Below are 20,097 nucleotides of genomic sequence, written 5' to 3'. Positions count from 1 at the left end.
ATGACGATGTTCGGAGAATTCTCGCGCCGGCATCTTGCAAAGCTTGCAGGCCTGTCCGCGCTCGGCATTGCCACGGCGCCGACCGGCGCCACCGCGCAAGCCGTAGCCGATCGGCCGGGGCCTGCGAGCTTTCCGAAAGACTTCGTGTGGGGCACCGCCACCTCGGCCTATCAGATCGAAGGCGCCGTGAACGAGGACGGCCGCGGCCGCTCGATCTGGGACACCTTCGCGCACACGCCGGGCAAGATCGAAGATCACACCACCGGCGATCGCGCCAATGAGCACTACACCAGGTACAAGGAAGACATCGGCCTGATCAAGGAATTGGGCGCAAAAGCCTACCGTTTTTCGATCGCATGGCCGCGGGTATTTCCGGAAGGAACGGGCAAGCCGAACCCCAAGGGCTTCGACTTCTACGACCGCCTCGTCGACGAATTGCTCAGGCAGGGCGTCGAGCCCTACGCGACACTCTATCACTGGGATCTGCCACAGGCGCTCGAGGACAAGGTCGGCGGCTGGCGATCCAGCGAAACCTCGAAAGCATTCGGCGATTATGCCGGCTACGTGGCGGCGCGCATCACTGATCGCGTCAGGTCGATCTTCACGATCAACGAAGCCGGAAGGTTCGTGAATTTCGGCTATGGCTGGGGCATCGATGCGCCCGGCCTCAAACTGCCGGACGCAGAGGTCAACCAGGTCCGCCATCACGTGGCGCTGGCCCACGGCCTCGCCGTGCAAGCGATCCGCGCGCAGGGACGCGCGGGCACCAAAGTGGGCCCGGCCGAAAACATCGCGGCCTGCGTGCCGGCGTTCGACACGCCGGAGAACGTTCGCGCCGCCGAGATCGCGACGCGCGAATTGAACTCGGGCTTCCTCGGCGTGATTCTGGAAGGCAAATACACCGACGGATTCCTGGAATATGCCGGCAAGGCCGCACCGAAATTCACCGATGCGGAATTGAAGATCATTTCCTCGCCCAATGATTTCGTCGGCCTCAACATCTACGCCCCGCAATTCTATATCGCCGCTGCCGACAAGCCGTCCGGCTGGCGGGTGCTGCCGTTCCCCGCCTCGTTCCCGCACATGAATTCGGAATGGCTGCGCGTGGGGCCGGAGACGATCTACTGGGCGCCGCGGCTGGCGGCAAAAGTCTGGAACATCGAGACGATCTACATCAGCGAGAACGGCACCTCATCGGAAGACAAGCTTCACGCCGACGGCCAGGTCTACGATCTCGATCGCATCATGTATCTGCGCAATTATCTCAGGCAATTGCAGCGCGCGACGTCGGAGGGCGTGCCGGTGCGCGGCTATTTCCTCTGGAGCCTGATGGACAATTTCGAATGGATTTTTGGCTACGAGAAGCGCTTCGGGCTCTACCATGTCGACTTCGAGACGCAGCGCCGGACGCCCAAACTCAGTGTCGCCTTCTATCGCGACGTGGTGGCGCGGAACGCGATCGGCGTCTGAACGCCGCTGGATGATTTGACGCGTTTTCTTGATGTGAACCGGTCTCCACTTCGCTGGAAAACGCTCTAGTACCGCGCGGCTTGCCGCAACGGCGTCGAGACCTCGCCGATAGAGCGCTGATGGCCGTCGATCGCCATAGTCGTGGCCGGTTCCTGCGCCAGCTTGCGCGATGATTCGTGACCGACGAATACGCCTGCGGCGGTGAGCAGCAGCACGACATAAAGAGCAAACATGCCGCCGACCCATTGCCAGTAAATCCGGCGTGCGTCGGGGGTCAGGCTTTCGAGTAATCGGCGCATGGTTGCCTCTCCTCATCAGGAAACCTTATGTGCGTTGCGTATAGCCTCCACCTCGGACACCGTGTGTGACGCACTTCACAGAAGTGGATTTGAACGGAGAGCCCGTGACCGGAGCGGAATTGAAGAGACTTCGTCAGCATCTCGGTGAGGCCATCGGCCAGCCGCTGTCGGTCGCCGACATGGCCAAACTCTGCGGGCTGCCGGCTACCGATGGCGCCGACACCATCCGCAAATGGGAAGTCACCGGCCCGACCGGACCTGTGGCGGAGCTGCTGCGCATCCTGGCGATGGCCAGCGACCACTATCCGATCCTCGAAATGTTCAACGTGTTCGACCGCCACGACGTCCCGGTGAAGGACCGCCCCGCCCGCCGGCAGGCATTTCGCGAACAGATGCGCGGCGACGTGCGGCGCCGCATTGGTTAAGCAAAGCTTGCCGGGAGGGCTTGGACGCGCCGAAAATTAAGCCTTTCCTAACCTTTGATTAGGCCTTCATTAAGTACAAAAAACGTTTGTCCGCCAATGGGTTGGGTTAGCATTCGCTGTCACCTCCAAGTGACAGCATTTTAGATAAAAGCCGTCTATCTCCGTGTCCATTGAAGGCGGCCCGCATGCAGGTCGTCCAACGGTTTTCGGAGACCAGCATCATGAAGAAGATCCTCGCAACGCTTGTGGCCGTCGCAGCCATCACCGCCGCCGCGCCTGCTTTCGGCGCCGATCTCGGCAACCGCTCCTACTACAAGACGCCTCCTGCTTTCGCGGCGCCGCTCTATAACTGGACCGGCTTCTATATCGGCGGCCACGTCGGCGGCGCCTTCAGCGGCAGCAACAGCTTCAACGGCGCCGTGCTGAGCGATTCCAGCGCCCGCGTGCTCGGCGGCGTCCAGGCCGGCCTTGACTGGCAGTTCGCGCAGAACTGGGTGCTCGGTACCGAGGGCCAGTATTCCTGGCTCGGCAAGAGCAACCTCACCGCCACCTTCCCCGGAGCCTACGTCTACACCAATGATCAGCGCGGCCTCGGTTCGGTCACCGCCCGCCTCGGCTACACTTGGGGTCCGGGCCTGCTCTATGTCAAAGGCGGCTACGCCTTTTCCGACAACAACGAGCGCGTAACGCTGGCCGGCGTCCCGACCGCCTTCCTGCTCAATGGCAACCACAGCAACGGCTGGACCGTCGGCGCCGGCCTCGAGTACATGGTCGCTCCCAACTGGGCGGTCAAAGGCGAGTACATGTATTACGACTTCGGCAGCACCCGCTTCGTGAGCCCTGTCGCGCTGGCGCCGTTCGGAAGTTTCCGCACCGACGACCACACGCTGAAGCTCGGCGTCAATTATCGCTTCAACTTCGCGAGCCCGGTGGTGGCACGCTACTGAGCGCCTTCAACTGCGAATTGCGGAAGGCCGGCTTTCACGCCGGCCTTTTGTTTTTTGGTCACCGTTTTCCGGTTCACGGAAAAAGCCGGCCAAAGGCAAGCAATTCGCTGTCAAAAATGCGGCGAAAAGCCTTCCGCTTCCAAACTTGTTAACCGGGTACAGGGATACTGCCGCGCGAGGAAACACCTCAAGGTAGCGTGGACGGGGCGGGCAAATGGCGGCACGATTCAAATCCAAGGGTTTTAGCTTTGGCGTCAGGGGCAGTCTGTTTGCCGCCTTCGCCGTCATCGCCGGCATGGCGATCGTCATCTCTGCCGGCGCCGGCCTGATGCTCGGGCGCCTCGGCGGGACCATGGTCGACCTGAGTGGCCGGGATATCCCCCGTCTCGCCGCCAGCCTGCAGCTATCCGCACAGAGCGCGAGCCTCGCCAGCCAGGGGCCGGCGCTATTGGCTGCGCGCAGCGAAGAGGCGCTCAACGACCGAACCAAGAAAATGAAGGAAACCCAGGCGGTCGCGCTGCAGAAGCTCGGCGAGATCGTCGAGCTCGGTGCCGACAAGGCGGTCGTCGCCGCGCTCACCGAGAACATGAAAAACATCGACGACGTGATCAAGAGCCTCGGCTCGGCCGCGCGCGAGCGGCTCGAACTGGGTGCCCAGCACGAAAAGCTCTACGACGCCGTGCGCAAGGCGCAGCGGCGTTTCGTGGCGGCGGCGGGACCTGCGGCCATCGACGCGCAGACCGAACTCTACAGCATCTACGCCGCCCCCAACTTCTCGCAAGCCGAAGCCATCCGGGCCCACAAAACCGCCGACCAGCTCGCCGACATCGCCGCCAGCGGCAATCTCATGGCGTTCGACATGATCGCCGCGCTTTCGACCAACAGCGGCGATGTGCTCGAAGCGACCGGCAGGGACTTCCGCACCGCGCAGGCGCGTGTGAAGGCGAATCTCGAAGCGCTGCCCAAGACCACGGCGATGCGGTCCGTTCAAAACACGACCCTCAGCCTGTTGGCGCTTGCCGACGGCAAGACCGGCGTCTTCAAGGTCCGCCAGCAGGAACTGGATGCGGACGATTACGGCCAGACCATTCTGGAAGAAACCCGCAAGCTCAATGTCGGCCTCGGCATCAGCGTGCAGCAGCTGGTCGACGCCGTGCAGAAGGAAACCGACGCCGCGACCTGGCAGGCGCGCCAGGAGATTTCATTCGGCACCATGGTCATGCTCGCCCTCGGCGTATCGACGCTGGTCGGTTCGATCCTGTTCGTCTGGCTCTATGTCGGCCGCAACATCCTGCGGCGGATCAGCAATCTGCAGCGCTCGATGCAAGTATTGTCTAGTGGTGATCTCGAATCGGAGGTCTATCAGACCCACCACCAGGACGAGATCGGCGCCATGGCGGATTCGCTGCAGGTGTTCCGCGAGAGTATGATCCAGAGCCGCGCGCTCTCCTCCGAACAGGACAAGGACCGCATCGCCAAGTCCGAGCGCGCCAACCGCATGGAAGCGCGCATCGTCGAGTTCGAAACCACCGTTCGCACCACGCTCGACAGCCTGTCGACCGCCGCGGGCTCGATGCAGTCGACCGCAAAGACCATGTCGGCGACCGCCGACAAGTCCAGCGCGCTGGTGACCACGGTCGCGACCGCCGCCGAGCAGACCTCGGCCAACGTGCAGACCGTGTCGTCCGGTACCGAGGAATTGTCCTCCTCGATCGAGGAAATCGGCCGTCAGGTCGTCACCTCATCTGAAATCGCCCGCAAGGCGGTCGAGGACGCCGGCGCGACCGACGCCACCATGCAGGGACTCGCGGACAACGCCGCACGCATCAGCGTGGTGGTCGACCTGATCCAGACCATCGCTTCGCAGACCAATCTACTGGCGCTGAACGCCACCATCGAAGCGGCGCGCGCCGGCGACGCCGGCCGCGGCTTTGCCGTGGTCGCCTCCGAAGTGAAGAGCCTCGCCAACCAGACCGCGAAGGCCACCGACGAGATCCGCCAGCAAATCGGCAGCATGCAGACGGTGACGGAGAGCGCGGTCTCCGCGATCCGCAACATCAGCGGCACGATCGCCGAGATCAACGAGGTCACCACCGCGATCGCGGCCGCGGTCGAGGAGCAGGGTGCGGCGACGCGCGAAATCGCGCGCAACATCCAGCACGCCGCCAGCGGCACCAGCGAGGTGTCCACCAACATCGTCGGCGTCTCCAGCGCCTCGGCGCAGGCCGGAACTACCGCCAGCGAGGTGCTGACCGCCTCCGAAGCGCTGCGCCGTGAGGCTGATGTGCTGCGCGAGGAAATCGACGCGTTCCTGTCCAATATCCGGGCGGCGTAAATAACACCGTCATTCCGGGGCGTCCGAAGGACGAACCCGGAATGACAACCCCGGTCCCTGTGTTCTGCCGATCCCCTGTCCGCTTTTTCGGCTGGCGCGGCGGCGCCTCTACCGCTAAGCCGGTAGCATGCATTCGAAAACCGACACCGTGCAGTCCTCGGCCGAGGCACTGCGATACCCCTGGGAAAACCACCCCGGCCACGATCAGGTCGTCGAGGTGACGCCCGGCGTGCTTTGGGTCCGCCTGAAGCTGCCGTTCCGGCTCAATCACGTGAACATCTATCTGCTGGCCGACGGCGACGGCTGGGCGATGGTCGATTGCGGGTTCGGCAATGAGGAAACCATCGCGGCGTGGACGACGCTGTTCGAGGGACCGCTGCGGCATGTGAAGGTCACGCGGTTGATCGTCACCCATTCCCATCCCGATCATGTCGGCCTTGCCGGCTGGATCACGGAGCGCTTCGACTGCCCGCTGCAGATGTCGCAGGTCGAATATCTGCAATCGGTCTATCACCAGAACCGCGGCACCGAAGAGCGGAAAAACGCGCAGCGGTTGTTCTTCCGCCGTCACGGCATGGACGAGGACCTGACCGACAAACTGCTCGGCCGCGGCCAGGATTATTTGAAACGCGTCTCGGTGCTGCCGCCGGCCTACCACCGCATCTCCCACGGCGACGAGGTCGTGATCGGCACCCGCCGCTTCAAGGTCATCACCGGCGGCGGCCACGCCCTCGACCAGGTCATGCTGTATTGCGCCGCCGACAAGCTGTTTCTCTCCGCCGACCAGGTCCTGAGCAAGATCTCGCCCAATGTCAGCGTCTGGGCCGTCGAGCCCGAACAGAACTCGCTGGGTGAATATCTGGCCTCGCTCGCCAGCCTGACCACCACCCTGCCCTACGACGTCATGGTGCTGCCCGGCCACGGCGTGCCGTTTTACGGCCTCAAGACCCGAATCAAGCAGCTCGCCGACCATCACGAGGACCGCTGCCGCCTGATCGCGGAAGCCTGTCGTGAAGTGCCGCAAACGTCGCGGGAACTGGTACCGGTCGTATTCAACAAATACCCGCTCGATGTGCACCAGATGGGCTTTGCTTCCGGCGAGCTGATCGCCCACGTCAATTACATGCTCAACGAAGGCCGCCTGACCTCGGAAGTGACCGACGGCGTGCTGCGGTTCCGGACCACCTGATAGCGGGCCGCCGAATGCGCTCGGCGCCTATTTCAGCGGCAGCGGCTGATCACCGAGCATTCCCTTGGCAATGACATTGCGGGCCGTCGTGACATCAAGCGAATGCTGTTCGATCAAATCCTTGCATTCGGCGACAATCTGGTCGGCATCCTGCATCAGCTTGAGCTCCTTGTAGCGGTCGTGGCGGTGCAGGCCCATGCTCGCGCCGACGACTTCGAGCACATTGATGATGCGGAACGGCCAGTCGCGTTCGTGCGCGCATAGTTCGCGATGATCGGAATGATAGACTGCGACCAGCGCGTCGACGCCGGCATCGGACGCCGCCTGAAGCTCATTCCGTTGCAACTCGCGCTTGAGCGCCGGCAGGACGCGGAGATTGTTGCTCTGCAGGCCGACTGCCGGTTGCTGCAGATCGACGAGTTCGACGCCAGGGATCGCCTGCAGGATTTCCATGGCGGCTTCCACCACGCCGGCCACGCCAGGATGGCGGTGCAGCGCGATACGCATCTTGACCTCGCGGCGCAACAGCGGGGTCAGCTGAGCCAGTCGCTCCCGGAGAAACAGCAGGAAGGGCGTCATCTCGAACGGCCGCGCGCCGCCTTGTCGCTCAATGGCCGGAATATTCACCTCGGTGAACTGGACGTAGCAGCTCGGACACCAGGAGATCACCTGACCGGATTTCGAGTGCGACATCTTCTCTATCGAGTTTGCGCCCATGCGTCCGGACATCTCGACGTCGCCGGTATTCATCTGTTTGATGCCGCAGCAATGGCTCGGCCCGCCCATCACCTGGTAGATGACGCCGAGCGCATCCATGATGTCGAGGGCAAGCAGCGCGATATGCGGATTCTTCAGCACATTGCAGCCGGTGTAGAACACGAAATCCGGCGCCTCGGCCGGTATCGCGGCCGATGCTGATTTTTGGCCGAGCCGCTGCAGCACCTCGCCATCGAGCTGCAATTGTGACAGCACAGCCACATCACGGCTGTCGTCGCGGAACAGCGTCAAGCCCTGGCGCCGCCGTTCGGGCAGTTCATACCGGCTCTTGGCCATCGCGACGCGCGCCATGGTCAGCAGGAAACGCGGATTGACGCCGTAGTCGCACGCCTTGATGCACTCGCCGCTCCGCATGCAGGCGGACGCCCACTTGCGTGATGCCTCGGGCCCGTCACCCGTGCACAGGATGTCAAGGATACCGCTGATGATGTCGCTGGAACTCGCGTCCACGATCCCGGCGGGGGTTACGCTTGGACAGGCTTCGACGCATTTGCCGCAACGCGTGCACGCGTCCAGCATGTCATCAACGCGAGTGCCCAGCGCCGTCTCGAAAGAGGTGTCGCTCATCGGAAGCGGCTCCGCGCTTAGCCAATGCGAGTGAGAGCATTGGCTCGATATCGACCCTGGAACCATAGCTCAGGCCAGTCAAAACAGATATGCGAAACCGGCCGGCCAACCGCCAAAAGCGATCCGGCCTGCCTTGGCAGGGCCGTTGGAGTTGGCCTCAAACATGTGGCCCGGCGATGTCTGGAGGACCGGCGCTAGGTACGCTTAGGCCGGCTGGGCGGCGGCGCTGTTGCGCGGTTACTGGAATTTCGACAGCAGCGAAAATGCCGGGAGAAGGGCTCCAAACTAATCCATAGCTATTGCGCCCAAATGAGCGCACGGTCGCGGCATGCGAGTCCTGACGCCACACCAGACGCTTTTCCGTGTTCAAGTTTTACATAACTGCGGCCCTGATTCGATGCCGCCATGTTGACGCTGTCGGCCCTGCTTTTTGAGAACGGACTGCCCGATCTTCCAGCGTTGCTTGTCGAGCCGCATCGCAACCCCGGCGGAATTTGGCGGATCAAGTTCAGCTATGAGGCAAGCGAGCCGCTTTCGATGAGCGCGGTGCAGGCATCGACGATGGCGTCCGCGCTTCATGCGATCGGTGAGGCCGAATTGGCTGACGAGATCGATGGCGCGCTGAAAAGTGCGATTCGCTATTCATCGATGTGACTTCCTTGTCCTGCGGCAATGCCGCCCGCGATCGTTCCGCCCTGGCGCCGCTGGCGCGAAAGGACCACCGCAAAAGGGCTGCCAAAAGGACTGCAATGGCCAAAACGTCTGACTACAGGATCGTCACCTTTCAGCGGCAACCCGGACTTTGGCGCGCCAACATGACGCCGATTGTTCAGCCCGCCACGATTACGCGAGGTCAGGCGATCCGGGGCTTTGTGACGGCGGAAGACAGCAAGTCCGAAGAAGACGCCGTCATCGCCGCGAATCGAGCCATCAGGGAACTGGACGTTTAGCCGGATTTGCGTCGCCCCGCGGACGGTTCACGGTTTCGGGCACGCGACGAAAACACCGCGACCATAAATCCCGCCTAGCGCCTTGATCTCTATCAACATTTTCCCCGGCTAAGTAGCATCCCGGAGCCGCGATCAAATGTGGGATTTCGCGTAGACACCAAAGCTGGAAAAGCTCTAAAAAGGCGGGAGCCAATCGGCCGGTTCCGCCCCAGGTCTTCTTCCGCTTCAGGTTTTGCGATGGATTACAACAAATTCTTCCACACCGCCCTCACCCGCCTTCATGACGAGCGGCGCTACCGCGTTTTCGCCGACCTCGAACGGATCGCCGGCCGGTTCCCGCATGCGCTCTGGCACTCGCCGAAGGGGCCGCGCAACGTCGTGATCTGGTGCTCCAACGACTATCTCGGCATGGGCCAACATCCGAAAGTGGTCGGCGCCATGGTCGAGACCGCCACACGCGTGGGCACCGGCGCCGGCGGCACCCGCAACATCGCCGGCACCCATCATCCGCTGGTGCAACTCGAACAGGAACTGGCCGACCTGCACGGCAAGCAGGCCTCGCTGCTGTTCACCTCCGGCTACGTTTCGAACCAGACCGGCATTTCGACGATCGCAAAGCTCATTCCGAACTGCCTCATTCTCTCCGACGCGCTGAACCACAATTCGATGATCGAAGGCGTGCGCCAGGCCGGCTGCGATCGCCAGATCTTCCGCCATAACGATATGGCGCATCTGGAAGAGCTGCTAATCGCGGCGGGTCCCGAGCGGCCGAAGCTGATCGCCTGCGAGAGCCTTTATTCGATGGACGGCGACGTCGCGCCCTTATCGAAGATCTGCGATCTCGCCGAGAAATACGGCGCCATGACCTATGTCGACGAGGTCCATGCGGTCGGCATGTACGGCCCGCGCGGCGGCGGTATCGCCGAGCGCGACGGCGTCATGCACCGCATCGACGTGCTGGAAGGCACGCTCGCCAAGGCGTTCGGCTGCCTCGGCGGCTATATCGCTGGCAGCGCCGACATCATCGACTGCGTCCGCTCCTACGCACCGGGCTTCATCTTCACGACGGCGCTGCCGCCGGCGATCTGCTCGGCCGCGACCGCTGCGATCCGTCACCTCAAGGCTTCGAACTGGGAGCGCGAGCGCCACCAGGACCGCGCCGCCCGGGTCAAGGCGATCCTCAACGCCGCTGGCCTGCCCGTGATGTCCAACGACACGCACATCGTGCCGCTGTTCGTCGGCGATCCCGAGAAGTGCAAGCAGGCCTCCGACATGCTGCTGGAGGAGCACGGCATCTACATCCAGCCGATCAACTATCCGACCGTCGCGAAGGGAACCGAGCGCTTGAGGATCACGCCCTCGCCCTATCACGATGACGGTCTGATCGACCGGCTCGCGGAAGCGCTGCTGCAGGTCTGGGATCGTCTCGGCCTGCCCGTGAAGCAGAAATCGCTGGCGGCCGAGTAACCCTACCCTCCTAACCCTGGCAAATTGGGCCGGTAGCGCGATGCGCTGCCGGCCCAAAGCGTTTATACTCACCGCTTCCGGCCATGCGTTCCAGCCTCGTCGCTCGCGCGCGTCCGATCGGAGAGGGAGACCCGCAGCGATGCTGCACGACTGGGGCGTTATCGCCGCCGCGTTCGCCTATATCGGCCTGCTGTTCGGCGTCGCCAGCTACGGCGACCGGCTGTCGCCGAGCCAGCGCGGCCGCGCCAGCATGCTGATCTATCCGCTGTCGCTGGCGATCTACTGCACCTCCTGGACCTTCTTCGGCTCGGTCGGCTCCGCCACCCGCACCAGCATCGACTTCCTCGCGATCTATGTCGGCCCGATCCTGATGATCGGGCTGTGCACGCCACTCTTGCGGCGCGTGATCAAGCTCGCCAAGTCGCAGAACATCACCTCGATCGCCGACTTCATCGCGGCGCGCTACGGCAAGAGCCAGGCCGTCGCCGCCACAGTGGCTGTCATCGCGATCGTAGGCTCGGTGCCTTACATCGCGCTGCAGCTCAAGGCGGTGGCATCCTCGCTGGAGACGATCCTGAGCGAGGACAAGCTGTTCTCCTCGATCCCGATCATCGGCGACATCGCGCTGGTCGTGACGCTGGCGATGGCGGCGTTCGCGGTGTTGTTCGGCACCCGCCAGACCGACGCCACCGAGCACCAGCACGGCCTGATGCTGGCGGTCGCCACCGAATCCATCGTCAAGCTGGTGGCGTTTCTCGCCGCCGGCGCCTTCGTCACCTTCTGGATGTTCACGCCCGTCGAACTGATCGAACGCGCGATGAAGACCCCTGAGGCGGTGCGCGCGATCGACTACGTGCCGTCGATCGGCAATTTCCTGACCATGACGCTGCTGTCGTTCTGCGCGATCATGCTGCTGCCGCGGCAGTTTCACGTCAGCGTGGTCGAGAACTCCGGCCCCGCGGAGGTCAGCCGCGCGCGCTGGCTGTTTCCGCTCTATCTGGTCGCCATCAACCTGTTCGTGATTCCGATTGCGCTGGCCGGCCTCGTCACCTTTCCGTTCGGCGCCGTCGACAGCGACATGTACGTATTGGCGCTGCCGATCGAGGCGAATTCCCCGCTGCTCAGCATTGCCGTGTTCGTCGGCGGCCTGTCGGCCGCGACCGCGATGGTGATCGTGGAATGCGTCGCGCTCTCCATAATGGTCTCCAACGACATCGTCCTGCCGCTGGTGCTGCAGCGCGCCCCGGCGACGCGCGACGGCAACAAGGATTTCGGCGACTTCCTGCTCAGGATCCGGCGCTTTGCCATCTTCGCCATCATGGTGATGGCGTATTTCTACTACCGCGCGCTCGGCAATACGCAGCTCGCGGCAATCGGCCTGCTGTCGTTCGCAGCGCTTGCCCAGTTGGCGCCGGCTTTCTTCGGCGGCCTGTTCTGGCGCGAGGGAACGGCGCGCGGCGCCATGACCGGCATGCTGGTCGGCTTTGCGGTGTGGGCCTATACGCTGTTCCTGCCGAGCTTCCTGGACGGCAATCCCGCCGGTCTTCTTTTGCTGCAACACGGACCGTTCGGTATCGAGTCGCTGCGCCCGCAGGCCTTGCTCGGCGCCGACCTGCCGCCGCTGATGCACGGCGTGCTCTGGTCGCTGTCGCTCAACATTTTGACCTTCATCGTGATGTCGCTCGCGCAACGGCCCTCGGCAATCGAGCGGCTGCAGGCGGATCTGTTCGTGCCCAGCGCGCTGACGCCGATCGCGCCGACCTTCCGGCGCTGGCGCACGACTGTTACCGTGCAGGACATCCAGAGCACGGTGGCGCAATATCTCGGCCCCGAGCGCGCCGCCCAGGCCTTCGAAACCTTTGCGTTCAGCCATCCCGGCGGTCTCGACCCGGCCGCGCCCGCCGATTTTGAATTGCTGCAGCACGCCGAACGCCTGATTGCCTCCTCGATCGGGGCCGCCTCCTCGCGCCTCGTGATGTCGCTGCTGCTGCGCAAGCGGACCGTCTCGGCCAAGGCCGCGCTGAAACTGCTCGACGATTCCCACGCCGCGCTGCATTTCAACCGCGAGATCCTCCAGACCGCGCTGAACCACGTGCGCCAGGGCATCGCGGTGTTCGACGCGGATTTGCAGTTGATCTGCTCGAACGCCCAGTTCGGCGAAATTCTCGCGCTGCCGCCGCATCTCATGCAGCTCGGCATCCCCCTGCAGGAAATCCTCGAATTCATGGGCGCCGTCAGCCCGGCCGACTACGGCGATCCCGACGCGTTGCTACTGCGGCGGCTGGAGGCCTACACCACCGAGGGCGAACCCTGGCTGGAACGCCTGCAGGATCGCCATATGGTGATCGAGGTTCGGTCCAACCGGATGCCGGGCGGCGGCTTTGTCATCACCTTCTCCGATGTCACGCCGAGCTTCGAGGCCGCCGAGGCGCTGGAACGCGCCAATGCGACGCTGGAAAAGCGCGTCCGCGACCGCACCGAGGAACTGACGCGACTGAACTCCGAGCTGGCGCGGGCCAAAAGCACTGCCGAGGACGCCAATATCTCGAAGACCCGCTTTCTCGCAGCCGCCAGCCACGACATCCTGCAGCCGCTCAACGCGGCGCGGCTCTATGTGACCAGTCTCGTGGAGCGGCAGAACGGCGGCGAGGATTCGCGCCTGGTCGAGAACATCGACGACTCGCTGGAGGCGATCGAGGAAATCCTCGGCGCGCTGCTGGACATCTCGCGGCTCGACGCGGGCGCGATGACGACTTCGATCACCAGCTTCAAGATGGCCGACCTGATGCGCTCGCTCGAGATCGAGTTCGCGCCGATCGCCCGCGCCAAGGGATTGGAGTTGACCTTCGTGCCCTGCTCCCTTGCGGCGCAATCCGACCGCTCGCTGCTGCGCCGGCTGCTGCAGAATTTCATCTCGAACGCCATCAAATATACCCCGCGCGGCCGCGTGCTGGTCGGTTGCCGCCGCCACGGACAATCGCTGCAGATCGGTGTCTGGGACACCGGCGTCGGCATTCCCGTGGCGAAACGCGGCGAGATCTTCAAGGAGTTTCACCGCCTCGAACAGGGCGCGCGAATCGCCCGCGGCCTCGGTCTTGGCCTGTCGATCGTCGAACGGCTGGCCCGCGTGCTCAACCACGGCATCGCGATCGACGGCACAGCCAGCGGCGGCTCGGTGTTCTCAGTGACGGTGCCGATTGCAACAGCGATCAACCATACCGCCGCGGTCACCAGCGCGACGCCGCTTTCCAGGACGCCGATGAGCGGCGCCCTGATCGTCTGCATCGAGAACGATCCGGCGATCCTCGACGGCATGAAGACGCTACTTAAGGCGTGGGACGCCGAGGTGATCGCGGTGACTGACCCCGACGCTGCGATCGCGGCGATCGAATCCGCAGGCAGCAGCGTAACCGGCCTTCTGGTCGACTACCATCTCGACCGCGGCAACGGCGTCGCCGCGATCCGCGAGATCCGCCGCCGCTTCGGTGAAAACATTCCGGCCATCCTGATCACGGCGGATCGCAGCCCGAATGTGCGAGCCGCCGCGCGCGAGGAAAACATCGCGATCCTCAACAAACCGGTGAAGCCGGCCTCGCTCCGCGCTTTGCTCGGCCAGTGGCGGGCGCAACAGATGGTGGCGGCGGAGTAGGCCGACGTGCGCGTCGCAGCGTCACCAGTTCATCGTCTTGCCGACCAGCCCGACCAATTCCGGATCGTCAAAGGCGGCGGCCGTACAGACCGCGCCAGCCGCCACCAGATCACCATGCTTAAGGCTCGTTCGTATTCCAACCGTCGCGATGCCGGCAGCGGAAGCGGATTGAACGCCGGAGCGGGAATCCTCGAATGCGAGAGACAGGCCTGGCGCCGCGCCCACCGCGCGCAAGCCTTCCAGATACGGCAACGGGTGCGGCTTTCCATGCGGAAGCTCATCGCCGATGATGACAGCTTTGAACCGCGGCATGATGCCGAGCCCGGAAAGCAACATTTCGGCGTTGAGGCGGGGCGCGTTGGTTACCGCCACCATGGGGATGTCAGCGCGATCCGCCAAAGCAAGCAGCGTCATCAGACCCGCCAATGGTTTGATTTGTCCCGCCGCGAGCTTGCGGAACGCTTCTTCCTTTTCCGCCATGATGGCCGCCTGGCGCTCCGGCGACTGGCCCGGCAAAAACCGGTCGCTGATCGAAGTGTTGGAAAACCCCATCAACTCTTTCGAGGCGCGGTCGCGATCGAACACGTGGCCATGAGGCCCGAACACTTGATTGAACGCTTCCAGATGAAGCGCATCGGTGTCGGCCAGCGTGCCGTCGATATCGAACAGCAGCGCCCTCCCGGATCCGGACATGCGGCAGTTACCCCGTCGGCGTGCCCTGGCGCCATTGGCCGCCGGCGATCTTCGCGGCGGCGATCACGGCCTGCGTCCGGCTCTCGACGCCGAGCTTCTGCAGGATCGCCGAAACATGCGCCTTGATGGTCGCTTCCGACACGCCGAGCTCATAGGCGATCTGCTTGTTGAGCAGGCCCTCCGACAGCATCATCAGCACCCGCACCTGCTGCGGCGTCAGCGTCACCAGCCGGTCGCGCAGCCGCGCCATGTCGGGGTCGTCGGCCGAGGTGAGATCGGTGTCCGGCGGAACCCAGACGTCGCCCTCCATCACCTTCATGATGGCGTCGCGCAGCGTTTCGACGCCGAAGCGCTTGGGGATGAAGCCGGAGGCGCCGAAATCCAGCGAGCGGCGGATCGTGCCGGCATCGTCGCTGGCGGACACGATGACCACCGGAATCGCCGGATACTGCGCGCGCAGATAGATCAGACCGGAGAACCCCGAAATCCCCGGCATCGTGAGATCGAGCAGGATCAAATCGACGTCGGAATCCCGTTCCAGCAGCGCGGTGAGATCGTCGAACGATCCGGCCTCGCTGACTTTGGCCGACGCCACAACGCTCGTAACCGCCTGACGCAACGCGTCGCGGAACAGCGGGTGATCATCGGCGATGACGAGATGGGTATTGGCAGCGGTCGTCATTCGGCTCTCTTGCATCGGGCTTGCGACTAGTCCGCTTCGCTTTGTCTCCCGTTGGACCGGCTTGCGCAAGCGCCCAATCCTATCATGTTTGAAAGCAGTTAACCCGCTGGCTTGTGCGCCGCAATACACCCTGCCCGCTTCGGCGCGACCGGTGCAAAGTGGACCCGCCAATGCGATCAAAACGCCGTGCAAAGGGCCGAAAGTCGTATTGGGGCTGGTTTCACGGGGATGTTACCTTGGGGCGAAGCCCAGGTAATCCGGCCAAGTTCGGCGAGGGCGGACTTTGCATCAATTTTGGGGAGTGTTGAAATGTCCACTATGACTGCCACATCCGGCAAGGCCGCAGGAATGACGAAGGACGAACGTTTCGTCATTCTCGCTTCCTCGCTCGGCACCGTCTTCGAATGGTACGACTTCTACCTCTACGGATCGCTCGCCAGCATCATCGGTGCGCAGTTCTTTTCGGCCTATCCGCCGGCAACCCGCGACATCTTCGCGCTGCTGGCCTTCGCCGCCGGCTTCCTGGTACGCCCGTTCGGCGCCATCGTGTTCGGGCGCATCGGCGACATCGTCGGCCGCAAATACACCTTCCTCGTCACCATTCTGATCATGGGCCTGTCGACCTTCATCGTCGGCCTGCTGCCCAACGCGGCGACCATCGGCATCGCGGCGCCGATCATCCTGATCGCATTGCGCCTGCTGCAGGGCCTCGCGCTCGGCGGCGAGTATGGCGGCGCGGCGACCTACGTGGCCGAACATGCGCCGATGGGCAAGCGCGGCTACTACACCTCGTTCATCCAGACCACGGCCACGCTCGGGTTGTTTCTGTCATTGCTGGTGATCCTGTTCACCCGTACGGCACTCGGCGAGCCTGAATTCGCCGCCTGGGGCTGGCGTATTCCGTTCCTGGTTTCGGTGCTGTTGCTCGGTGTTTCCGTCTGGATCCGGTTGCGGTTGAACGAGTCTCCGGTGTTCCAGAAAATGAAGGACGAGGGCAAGGGCTCAAAGGCCCCGCTGACCGAAGCCTTCGCCAACTGGAGCAACGCCAAGCTCGTGATCCTGGCGCTGGTCGGCGGCGTGATGGGCCAGGGCGTGGTCTGGTATACCGGCCAGTTCTACGCGCTGTTCTTCCTGCAATCGATCCTCAAGGTCGACGGCTACACCGCCAACCTTTTGATCGCCTGGTCGCTGTTGCTCGGCACCGGCTTCTTCATCGTGTTCGGCGCAATGTCCGACAAGGTCGGCCGCAAGCCGATCATTCTGGCGGGCTGTCTGATCGCGGCGCTGACCTTCTTCCCGATCTTCAAGATGATCACCACCAACGCCAACCCGGCGCTGGAAAAGGCGATCGAGAACACCAAGGTCGAGGTTGTCGCCGATCCCGCAGGCTGCGGCGATCTGTTCAACCCGGTCGGCACCCGCATCTTCAGCGCGCCCTGCGATACTGCCCGTGCCTACCTGGCGCAGCAGTCGGTCAAGTATTCGACCAGCTACGGCGCGGCAGGCTCCGGCGTGAAGGTCGTCGTCAACGGCAAGGACGTTGCCTACACCGACGCCAAGGCCTCGAACCCGGCGGTGCTGGCAGCGGTTCAGGGCGCCGGTTATCCCAAGGCCGGCGACGCCCAGATCGTGAAGATGGCGCATCCGTTCGACATCTTCCGTCCGCAGGTCGCGGCGGTGATCGGATTGCTGTTCATCCTGGTGCTCTATGTCACCATGGTGTACGGGCCGATCGCGGCGATGCTGGTCGAACTGTTCCCGACCCGGATCCGCTACACCTCGATGTCGTTGCCCTATCACATCGGCAACGGCTGGTTCGGCGGATTGCTGCCCGCGACCGCGTTCGCGATCGTGGCCTCGACCGGCGATATCTACGCGGGTCTCTGGTATCCGATCATCTTCGCGTCGATCACCGTGGTCGTCGGCTTCTTCTTCCTGCCGGAAACCAAGGACGTCGACATCACGAAGTAATTGACCCGTCCGGCTTCGGCCGGACGGCGAACACGAACCGGCCGCGGAGCAATCCGCGGCCGGTTTGCTTTTGGAGCATGATCCGGAAAAGTGGAAACCGGTTTTCCGAAAAGATCATGCTCAAATAAAAAGACGCCTCAATCCGTTGCGCCGATGAACTGCAGCACGACCTCGCGCCGGTGCGGCCGCGCGCGATGCTCGACCAGATAGACCGCCTGCCACGTGCCCAGCGCGAGCGTCCCCTGCAGCACCGGGATGTGCAGCGAGGTCGCGGTCAGCATGGTCTTGATATGCGCCGGCATGTCGTCCGGCCCCTCGGTATCGTGGCGCCATCCGGCATTCTCGGGCGCGAACCGGTTCAGCGCGGTGGTCAGATCGACCAGCACGGTCGGATCGGCATTTTCCTGGATCGTCAGCGACGCCGAGGTGTGGCGGATGAACAGCGTCACCGCGCCTTCGCGCGCCCGCGCGTCGCGCACAAATTTCGCGACCTCGGCGGTGAGATCGGTAAAGCCCGCGCCTGATGTCTGTACCGTCAGCAGCGAGGATGCGATGGACGTGGCGGCGACGGCGGAGGACGCTGAGCGAGAGACGGATTTGGGTGACGTCATATGAACTCATCTTTCCGTCGTCCCTGCGAACGCAGGGACCCATACTCCGCGGCCTCTCGATTTCAGGCGATCGGAGAGTTGATACTCTTTGCAAACAACCAACAGCGGTGGTTATGGGTCCCTGCGTTCGCAGGGACGACGGGGTGCCCCGTCAAATCTTGCCGCCGACGTCTCGCTGCACCCGGTTGGCCATCTCGATCAGGCGCCGCCAGGCCTGTTCCAGGAACGACATCATGCGGTCCATGTCGCGGTCGCTCGGCAGCGGGATTTCGATCTTGCGCTCGCCGTCCGCCACCTTCGGCTCGCTCGGCTTCAGCGAATCCGATTTCGGCAGCGGCTCTTCGATCTTGCCCGGCACCGTGGGCTCGCGCTCGGCGAGTTGGGCCTTGAGCCTTTCATTGTCGGCCTGCAGCCGGACAATGTCGGCTTGCAGACGGCCGATTTCCGTGTCCATCGCCACACGCTCGTCGGGTACCGCATAGCAGGCCCAGCCCGCGCCCGAATTGTTGCAGGTCGAAATCACACCGGTTCTTGTATCGAGCCGAAGCACGCCATCTCCCGTCGGCGACAGCGCGTAGCGGCCGTTCTCGGTTTCCGGCAGCGCGCCCGCGAGCGCCTGCCCGCCGCCTGCGAGACAAAGCGCCAACACGATAACGCTGGAGAATTTCGAGGACGATTTCGCTGTGCTCATGGGCTTGCTCCCGCCTCAGGAGTTACCGGTTTCCCCGACCGTCAGGGCGCTTTCAAGGCGTCCCTATACGACTGAGCTATAGGGCGTGCGGCCCGACTTCAACGCATCTTCCAGCAATTCGAGTCGGTCCTGTCCCCAGAACACCTCGCCCTCCAGCACATAGACCGGCGAGCCGAAAACATCCGCTGCCAGCGCGTCCTGCCGGTTCCGTTCATACGCCGCGCTGACTTCCTCCGCGCCGGAGCGTTCCACCAATTGCTGGCCGGGCAGCCCGGACTCGTCGGCGAGCTTCGCGATCGTTGCGGGATCGGCGAGATTGAGTTGATCTTCCCAGACCGCGGCATAGGCGCGTCGCAAATAGCGGTCGGGATCGTGGCCGGCCTCGAGCGCCGCGATCACGACGCCATCGGCCAGGCGCGCATTGAAAGGCCAGTTCGCCGGCTGCAGATGAAATTTCAATCCGCGCTTGTCGCGCCAGCGCTGCAGTTCGACCATCCGGTAGCGCTGCCGTACCGGATGGCGCTTCATCAAGGGCAGGCCGCCGGTCTCCGAGAACAAATCGACCAGCACCACCGGCTTATGATTTACCGTGAGATCATAAGTACTTACCAGACGGCGAAAGGACTGATGCCCGATATAGGCCCAGGGCGATTGCAGCGAGAAATAGTAATCGACCTGACGCGGCATGCGGGCTCCGGCATGGGGGATTTCTGCTTTGCTTCGGACATCCCAACAGAGCATTCGAACGGGCGCAAGATTGATCCGTGTGGCAATACTGCTGCACTGCGATCTCGGGTCCACAGTGTCGCAGGCAACAACTCAATAAACCCAATAAAATCAATCAAATACCTGGTTGCGGCCTAATCTTGACTTGATTAGACGCGGTAAGTATGGTCCGCGCGGCTTTCAAGGGTGACGGGCGTAATTTCCATCAACCGTTGGCATCGTTTAGTGTCTTGGGCATGGCCGAAGACAAGAATGACAACGCAAGTGGCAATCGCGATCAGCCGTCTTCCGACGAAGCTGCGCTTTCCGCAAGGCTCGGAAGTCTGGATCACCGGTTGTCCGAAATTCGTGACAGCCGAAAAATCAAGACTGATCAACCCGGAACTGAAAGCGGAGACAGAGCTGCCAGAACTTCTGCGATGGCGCTTGGTTTCCGGCTTTCCTCGGAATTGGTCGCGGGTGTTGTCGTCGGGGCGGCGATTGGCTGGGGGTTCGACCGTTTATTGTCGACATCGCCGTTCGGTTTCATCGTGTTCCTGCTGCTTGGCTTCGTCGCCGGCGTGGTCAACGTGGTGAGAACCGCAGGCGCAGGTCCAGGCAGGCGCTGAGCGTCGACGGGAAGTCACGACATTTGAAATTCGATTGCCG

The 20,097-nt window shown here is 63.2% G+C and carries 18 protein-coding genes; 11 read left to right on the top strand and 7 right to left on the bottom strand.

Annotated features, from left to right (window positions below; translation table 11 throughout):
• The first annotated feature begins 6 nt into the window (after nt 1-6).
• Nucleotides 7-1,470, top strand: a complete 1,464-nt coding sequence (locus ACPPVP_RS04740; protein WP_426531757.1) for a GH1 family beta-glucosidase — start codon at nt 7-9, stop codon at nt 1,468-1,470.
• Nucleotides 1,471-1,535: 65 nt separating this feature from the next.
• Here ACPPVP_RS04740 and ACPPVP_RS04735 read toward each other — a convergent pair whose 3' ends face one another.
• Nucleotides 1,536-1,769, bottom strand: coding sequence for a hypothetical protein (locus ACPPVP_RS04735; RefSeq protein ID WP_426531755.1), 234 nt, complete (start codon nt 1,767-1,769; stop codon nt 1,536-1,538).
• Nucleotides 1,770-1,888: 119 nt separating this feature from the next.
• Between ACPPVP_RS04735 and ACPPVP_RS04730 the strand changes: the two genes are divergently transcribed.
• The 4 genes from ACPPVP_RS04730 to ACPPVP_RS04715 all read left to right on the top strand — a co-directional run bounded on the left by ACPPVP_RS04730 (nt 1,889) and on the right by ACPPVP_RS04715 (nt 6,665).
• The gene (locus tag ACPPVP_RS04730) at nt 1,889-2,194 is read left to right on the top strand and encodes a hypothetical protein (RefSeq protein WP_426531753.1); all 306 of its coding nucleotides are present in this window, start codon (nt 1,889-1,891) and stop codon (nt 2,192-2,194) included.
• 221 nt (nt 2,195-2,415) lie between these two features.
• A complete protein-coding gene (locus ACPPVP_RS04725) occupies nt 2,416-3,141 on the top strand; it encodes an outer membrane protein (RefSeq protein WP_426531751.1) in 726 nt (241 codons plus the stop codon).
• 214 nt (nt 3,142-3,355) lie between these two features.
• Nucleotides 3,356-5,476 (top strand): methyl-accepting chemotaxis protein, encoded by a 2,121-nt coding sequence (locus ACPPVP_RS04720; protein ID WP_426531749.1) that lies wholly within the window; start codon nt 3,356-3,358, stop codon nt 5,474-5,476.
• Between the two features lie 127 nt (nt 5,477-5,603).
• Nucleotides 5,604-6,665, top strand: coding sequence for an MBL fold metallo-hydrolase (locus ACPPVP_RS04715; protein WP_426531747.1), 1,062 nt, complete (start codon nt 5,604-5,606; stop codon nt 6,663-6,665).
• 27 nt (nt 6,666-6,692) lie between these two features.
• On the opposite strand, the gene ACPPVP_RS04710 is transcribed toward ACPPVP_RS04715, so the two are convergent.
• Entirely contained in the window at nt 6,693-8,009 is a 1,317-nt protein-coding gene (locus tag ACPPVP_RS04710; RefSeq protein WP_426531745.1) for a heterodisulfide reductase-related iron-sulfur binding cluster, read from the bottom strand.
• A gap of 405 nt (nt 8,010-8,414) precedes the next feature.
• On the opposite strand from ACPPVP_RS04710, the gene ACPPVP_RS04705 reads away from it, so the two are divergent.
• The 4 genes from ACPPVP_RS04705 (at nt 8,415) to ACPPVP_RS04690 (ending at nt 14,075) form a co-directional block, all read left to right on the top strand.
• Entirely contained in the window at nt 8,415-8,663 is a 249-nt protein-coding gene (locus ACPPVP_RS04705; protein WP_426531743.1) for a hypothetical protein, read from the top strand.
• A gap of 95 nt (nt 8,664-8,758) precedes the next feature.
• Entirely contained in the window at nt 8,759-8,959 is a 201-nt protein-coding gene (locus ACPPVP_RS04700) for a hypothetical protein (RefSeq protein ID WP_426531741.1), read from the top strand.
• Nucleotides 8,960-9,196: 237 nt separating this feature from the next.
• Nucleotides 9,197-10,426 carry a 5-aminolevulinate synthase gene (hemA, locus tag ACPPVP_RS04695; protein ID WP_426531739.1) on the top strand — a complete coding sequence of 410 codons (1,230 nt, stop codon included), beginning with the start codon at nt 9,197-9,199 and terminating at the stop codon, nt 10,424-10,426.
• A gap of 139 nt (nt 10,427-10,565) precedes the next feature.
• Entirely contained in the window at nt 10,566-14,075 is a 3,510-nt protein-coding gene (locus ACPPVP_RS04690) for a hybrid sensor histidine kinase/response regulator (RefSeq protein ID WP_426531737.1), read from the top strand.
• Between the two features lie 21 nt (nt 14,076-14,096).
• Here ACPPVP_RS04690 and ACPPVP_RS04685 read toward each other — a convergent pair whose 3' ends face one another.
• Together ACPPVP_RS04685 and ACPPVP_RS04680 are read right to left on the bottom strand one after the other, a co-directional pair.
• Nucleotides 14,097-14,768 carry an HAD family hydrolase gene (locus tag ACPPVP_RS04685; protein ID WP_426531735.1) on the bottom strand — a complete coding sequence of 224 codons (672 nt, stop codon included), beginning with the start codon at nt 14,766-14,768 and terminating at the stop codon, nt 14,097-14,099.
• Nucleotides 14,769-14,775: 7 nt separating this feature from the next.
• Nucleotides 14,776-15,450 carry a response regulator gene (locus tag ACPPVP_RS04680; protein ID WP_426531733.1) on the bottom strand — a complete coding sequence of 225 codons (675 nt, stop codon included), beginning with the start codon at nt 15,448-15,450 and terminating at the stop codon, nt 14,776-14,778.
• 348 nt (nt 15,451-15,798) lie between these two features.
• Here ACPPVP_RS04680 and ACPPVP_RS04675 point away from each other — a divergent pair, with 348 nt between their 5' ends.
• On the top strand, nt 15,799-17,421 hold the full coding sequence (locus ACPPVP_RS04675; RefSeq protein WP_426537674.1) for an MFS transporter: 1,623 nt from the start codon (nt 15,799-15,801) through the stop codon (nt 17,419-17,421).
• A 137-nt stretch (nt 17,422-17,558) separates the two neighbouring features.
• Here ACPPVP_RS04675 and ACPPVP_RS04670 read toward each other — a convergent pair whose 3' ends face one another.
• From ACPPVP_RS04670 to ACPPVP_RS04660, 3 genes are all read right to left on the bottom strand, one after another.
• Entirely contained in the window at nt 17,559-18,032 is a 474-nt protein-coding gene (locus tag ACPPVP_RS04670; protein ID WP_426531731.1) for a secondary thiamine-phosphate synthase enzyme YjbQ, read from the bottom strand.
• A gap of 151 nt (nt 18,033-18,183) precedes the next feature.
• Complete coding sequence (locus ACPPVP_RS04665; protein WP_426531729.1) at nt 18,184-18,723, bottom strand: hypothetical protein; 540 nt, start codon at nt 18,721-18,723, stop codon at nt 18,184-18,186.
• A 63-nt stretch (nt 18,724-18,786) separates the two neighbouring features.
• A complete protein-coding gene (locus ACPPVP_RS04660; protein WP_426531727.1) occupies nt 18,787-19,410 on the bottom strand; it encodes a 2-hydroxychromene-2-carboxylate isomerase in 624 nt (207 codons plus the stop codon).
• Nucleotides 19,411-19,685: 275 nt separating this feature from the next.
• On the opposite strand from ACPPVP_RS04660, the gene ACPPVP_RS04655 reads away from it, so the two are divergent.
• The gene (locus tag ACPPVP_RS04655) at nt 19,686-20,057 is read left to right on the top strand and encodes an AtpZ/AtpI family protein (protein ID WP_426531725.1); all 372 of its coding nucleotides are present in this window, start codon (nt 19,686-19,688) and stop codon (nt 20,055-20,057) included.
• The last annotated feature ends 40 nt before the right edge of the window (nt 20,058-20,097 follow it).

Source organism: Bradyrhizobium sp. McL0615 (genome assembly GCF_049993905.1).
In the GTDB taxonomy this organism is placed as follows: Bacteria; Pseudomonadota; Alphaproteobacteria; order Rhizobiales; family Xanthobacteraceae; genus Bradyrhizobium.
This window is presented reverse-complemented; position numbering and strand designations above follow the sequence as displayed.

Bases quoted from the DNA above. Each gene is read 5' to 3' on its own strand.
- ACPPVP_RS04740 (WP_426531757.1), top strand. From the start codon at position 7: ATGTTCGGAGAATTCTCGCGCCGGCATCTTGCAAAGCTTGCAGGCCTG.
- ACPPVP_RS04735 (WP_426531755.1), bottom strand. From the start codon at position 1,769: ATGCGCCGATTACTCGAAAGCCTGACCCCCGACGCACGCCGGATTTAC.
- ACPPVP_RS04725 (WP_426531751.1), top strand. From the start codon at position 2,416: ATGAAGAAGATCCTCGCAACGCTTGTGGCCGTCGCAGCCATCACCGCC.
- ACPPVP_RS04720 (WP_426531749.1), top strand. From the start codon at position 3,356: ATGGCGGCACGATTCAAATCCAAGGGTTTTAGCTTTGGCGTCAGGGGC.
- ACPPVP_RS04715 (WP_426531747.1), top strand. From the start codon at position 5,604: ATGCATTCGAAAACCGACACCGTGCAGTCCTCGGCCGAGGCACTGCGA.
- ACPPVP_RS04710 (WP_426531745.1), bottom strand. From the start codon at position 8,009: ATGAGCGACACCTCTTTCGAGACGGCGCTGGGCACTCGCGTTGATGAC.
- ACPPVP_RS04705 (WP_426531743.1), top strand. From the start codon at position 8,415: ATGTTGACGCTGTCGGCCCTGCTTTTTGAGAACGGACTGCCCGATCTT.
- ACPPVP_RS04700 (WP_426531741.1), top strand. From the start codon at position 8,759: ATGGCCAAAACGTCTGACTACAGGATCGTCACCTTTCAGCGGCAACCC.
- hemA (WP_426531739.1), top strand. From the start codon at position 9,197: ATGGATTACAACAAATTCTTCCACACCGCCCTCACCCGCCTTCATGAC.
- ACPPVP_RS04690 (WP_426531737.1), top strand. From the start codon at position 10,566: ATGCTGCACGACTGGGGCGTTATCGCCGCCGCGTTCGCCTATATCGGC.
- ACPPVP_RS04685 (WP_426531735.1), bottom strand. From the start codon at position 14,768: ATGTCCGGATCCGGGAGGGCGCTGCTGTTCGATATCGACGGCACGCTG.
- ACPPVP_RS04680 (WP_426531733.1), bottom strand. From the start codon at position 15,450: ATGACGACCGCTGCCAATACCCATCTCGTCATCGCCGATGATCACCCG.
- ACPPVP_RS04675 (WP_426537674.1), top strand. From the start codon at position 15,799: ATGACGAAGGACGAACGTTTCGTCATTCTCGCTTCCTCGCTCGGCACC.
- ACPPVP_RS04670 (WP_426531731.1), bottom strand. From the start codon at position 18,032: ATGACGTCACCCAAATCCGTCTCTCGCTCAGCGTCCTCCGCCGTCGCC.
- ACPPVP_RS04665 (WP_426531729.1), bottom strand. From the start codon at position 18,723: ATGAGCACAGCGAAATCGTCCTCGAAATTCTCCAGCGTTATCGTGTTG.
- ACPPVP_RS04660 (WP_426531727.1), bottom strand. From the start codon at position 19,410: ATGCCGCGTCAGGTCGATTACTATTTCTCGCTGCAATCGCCCTGGGCC.
- ACPPVP_RS04655 (WP_426531725.1), top strand. From the start codon at position 19,686: ATGGCCGAAGACAAGAATGACAACGCAAGTGGCAATCGCGATCAGCCG.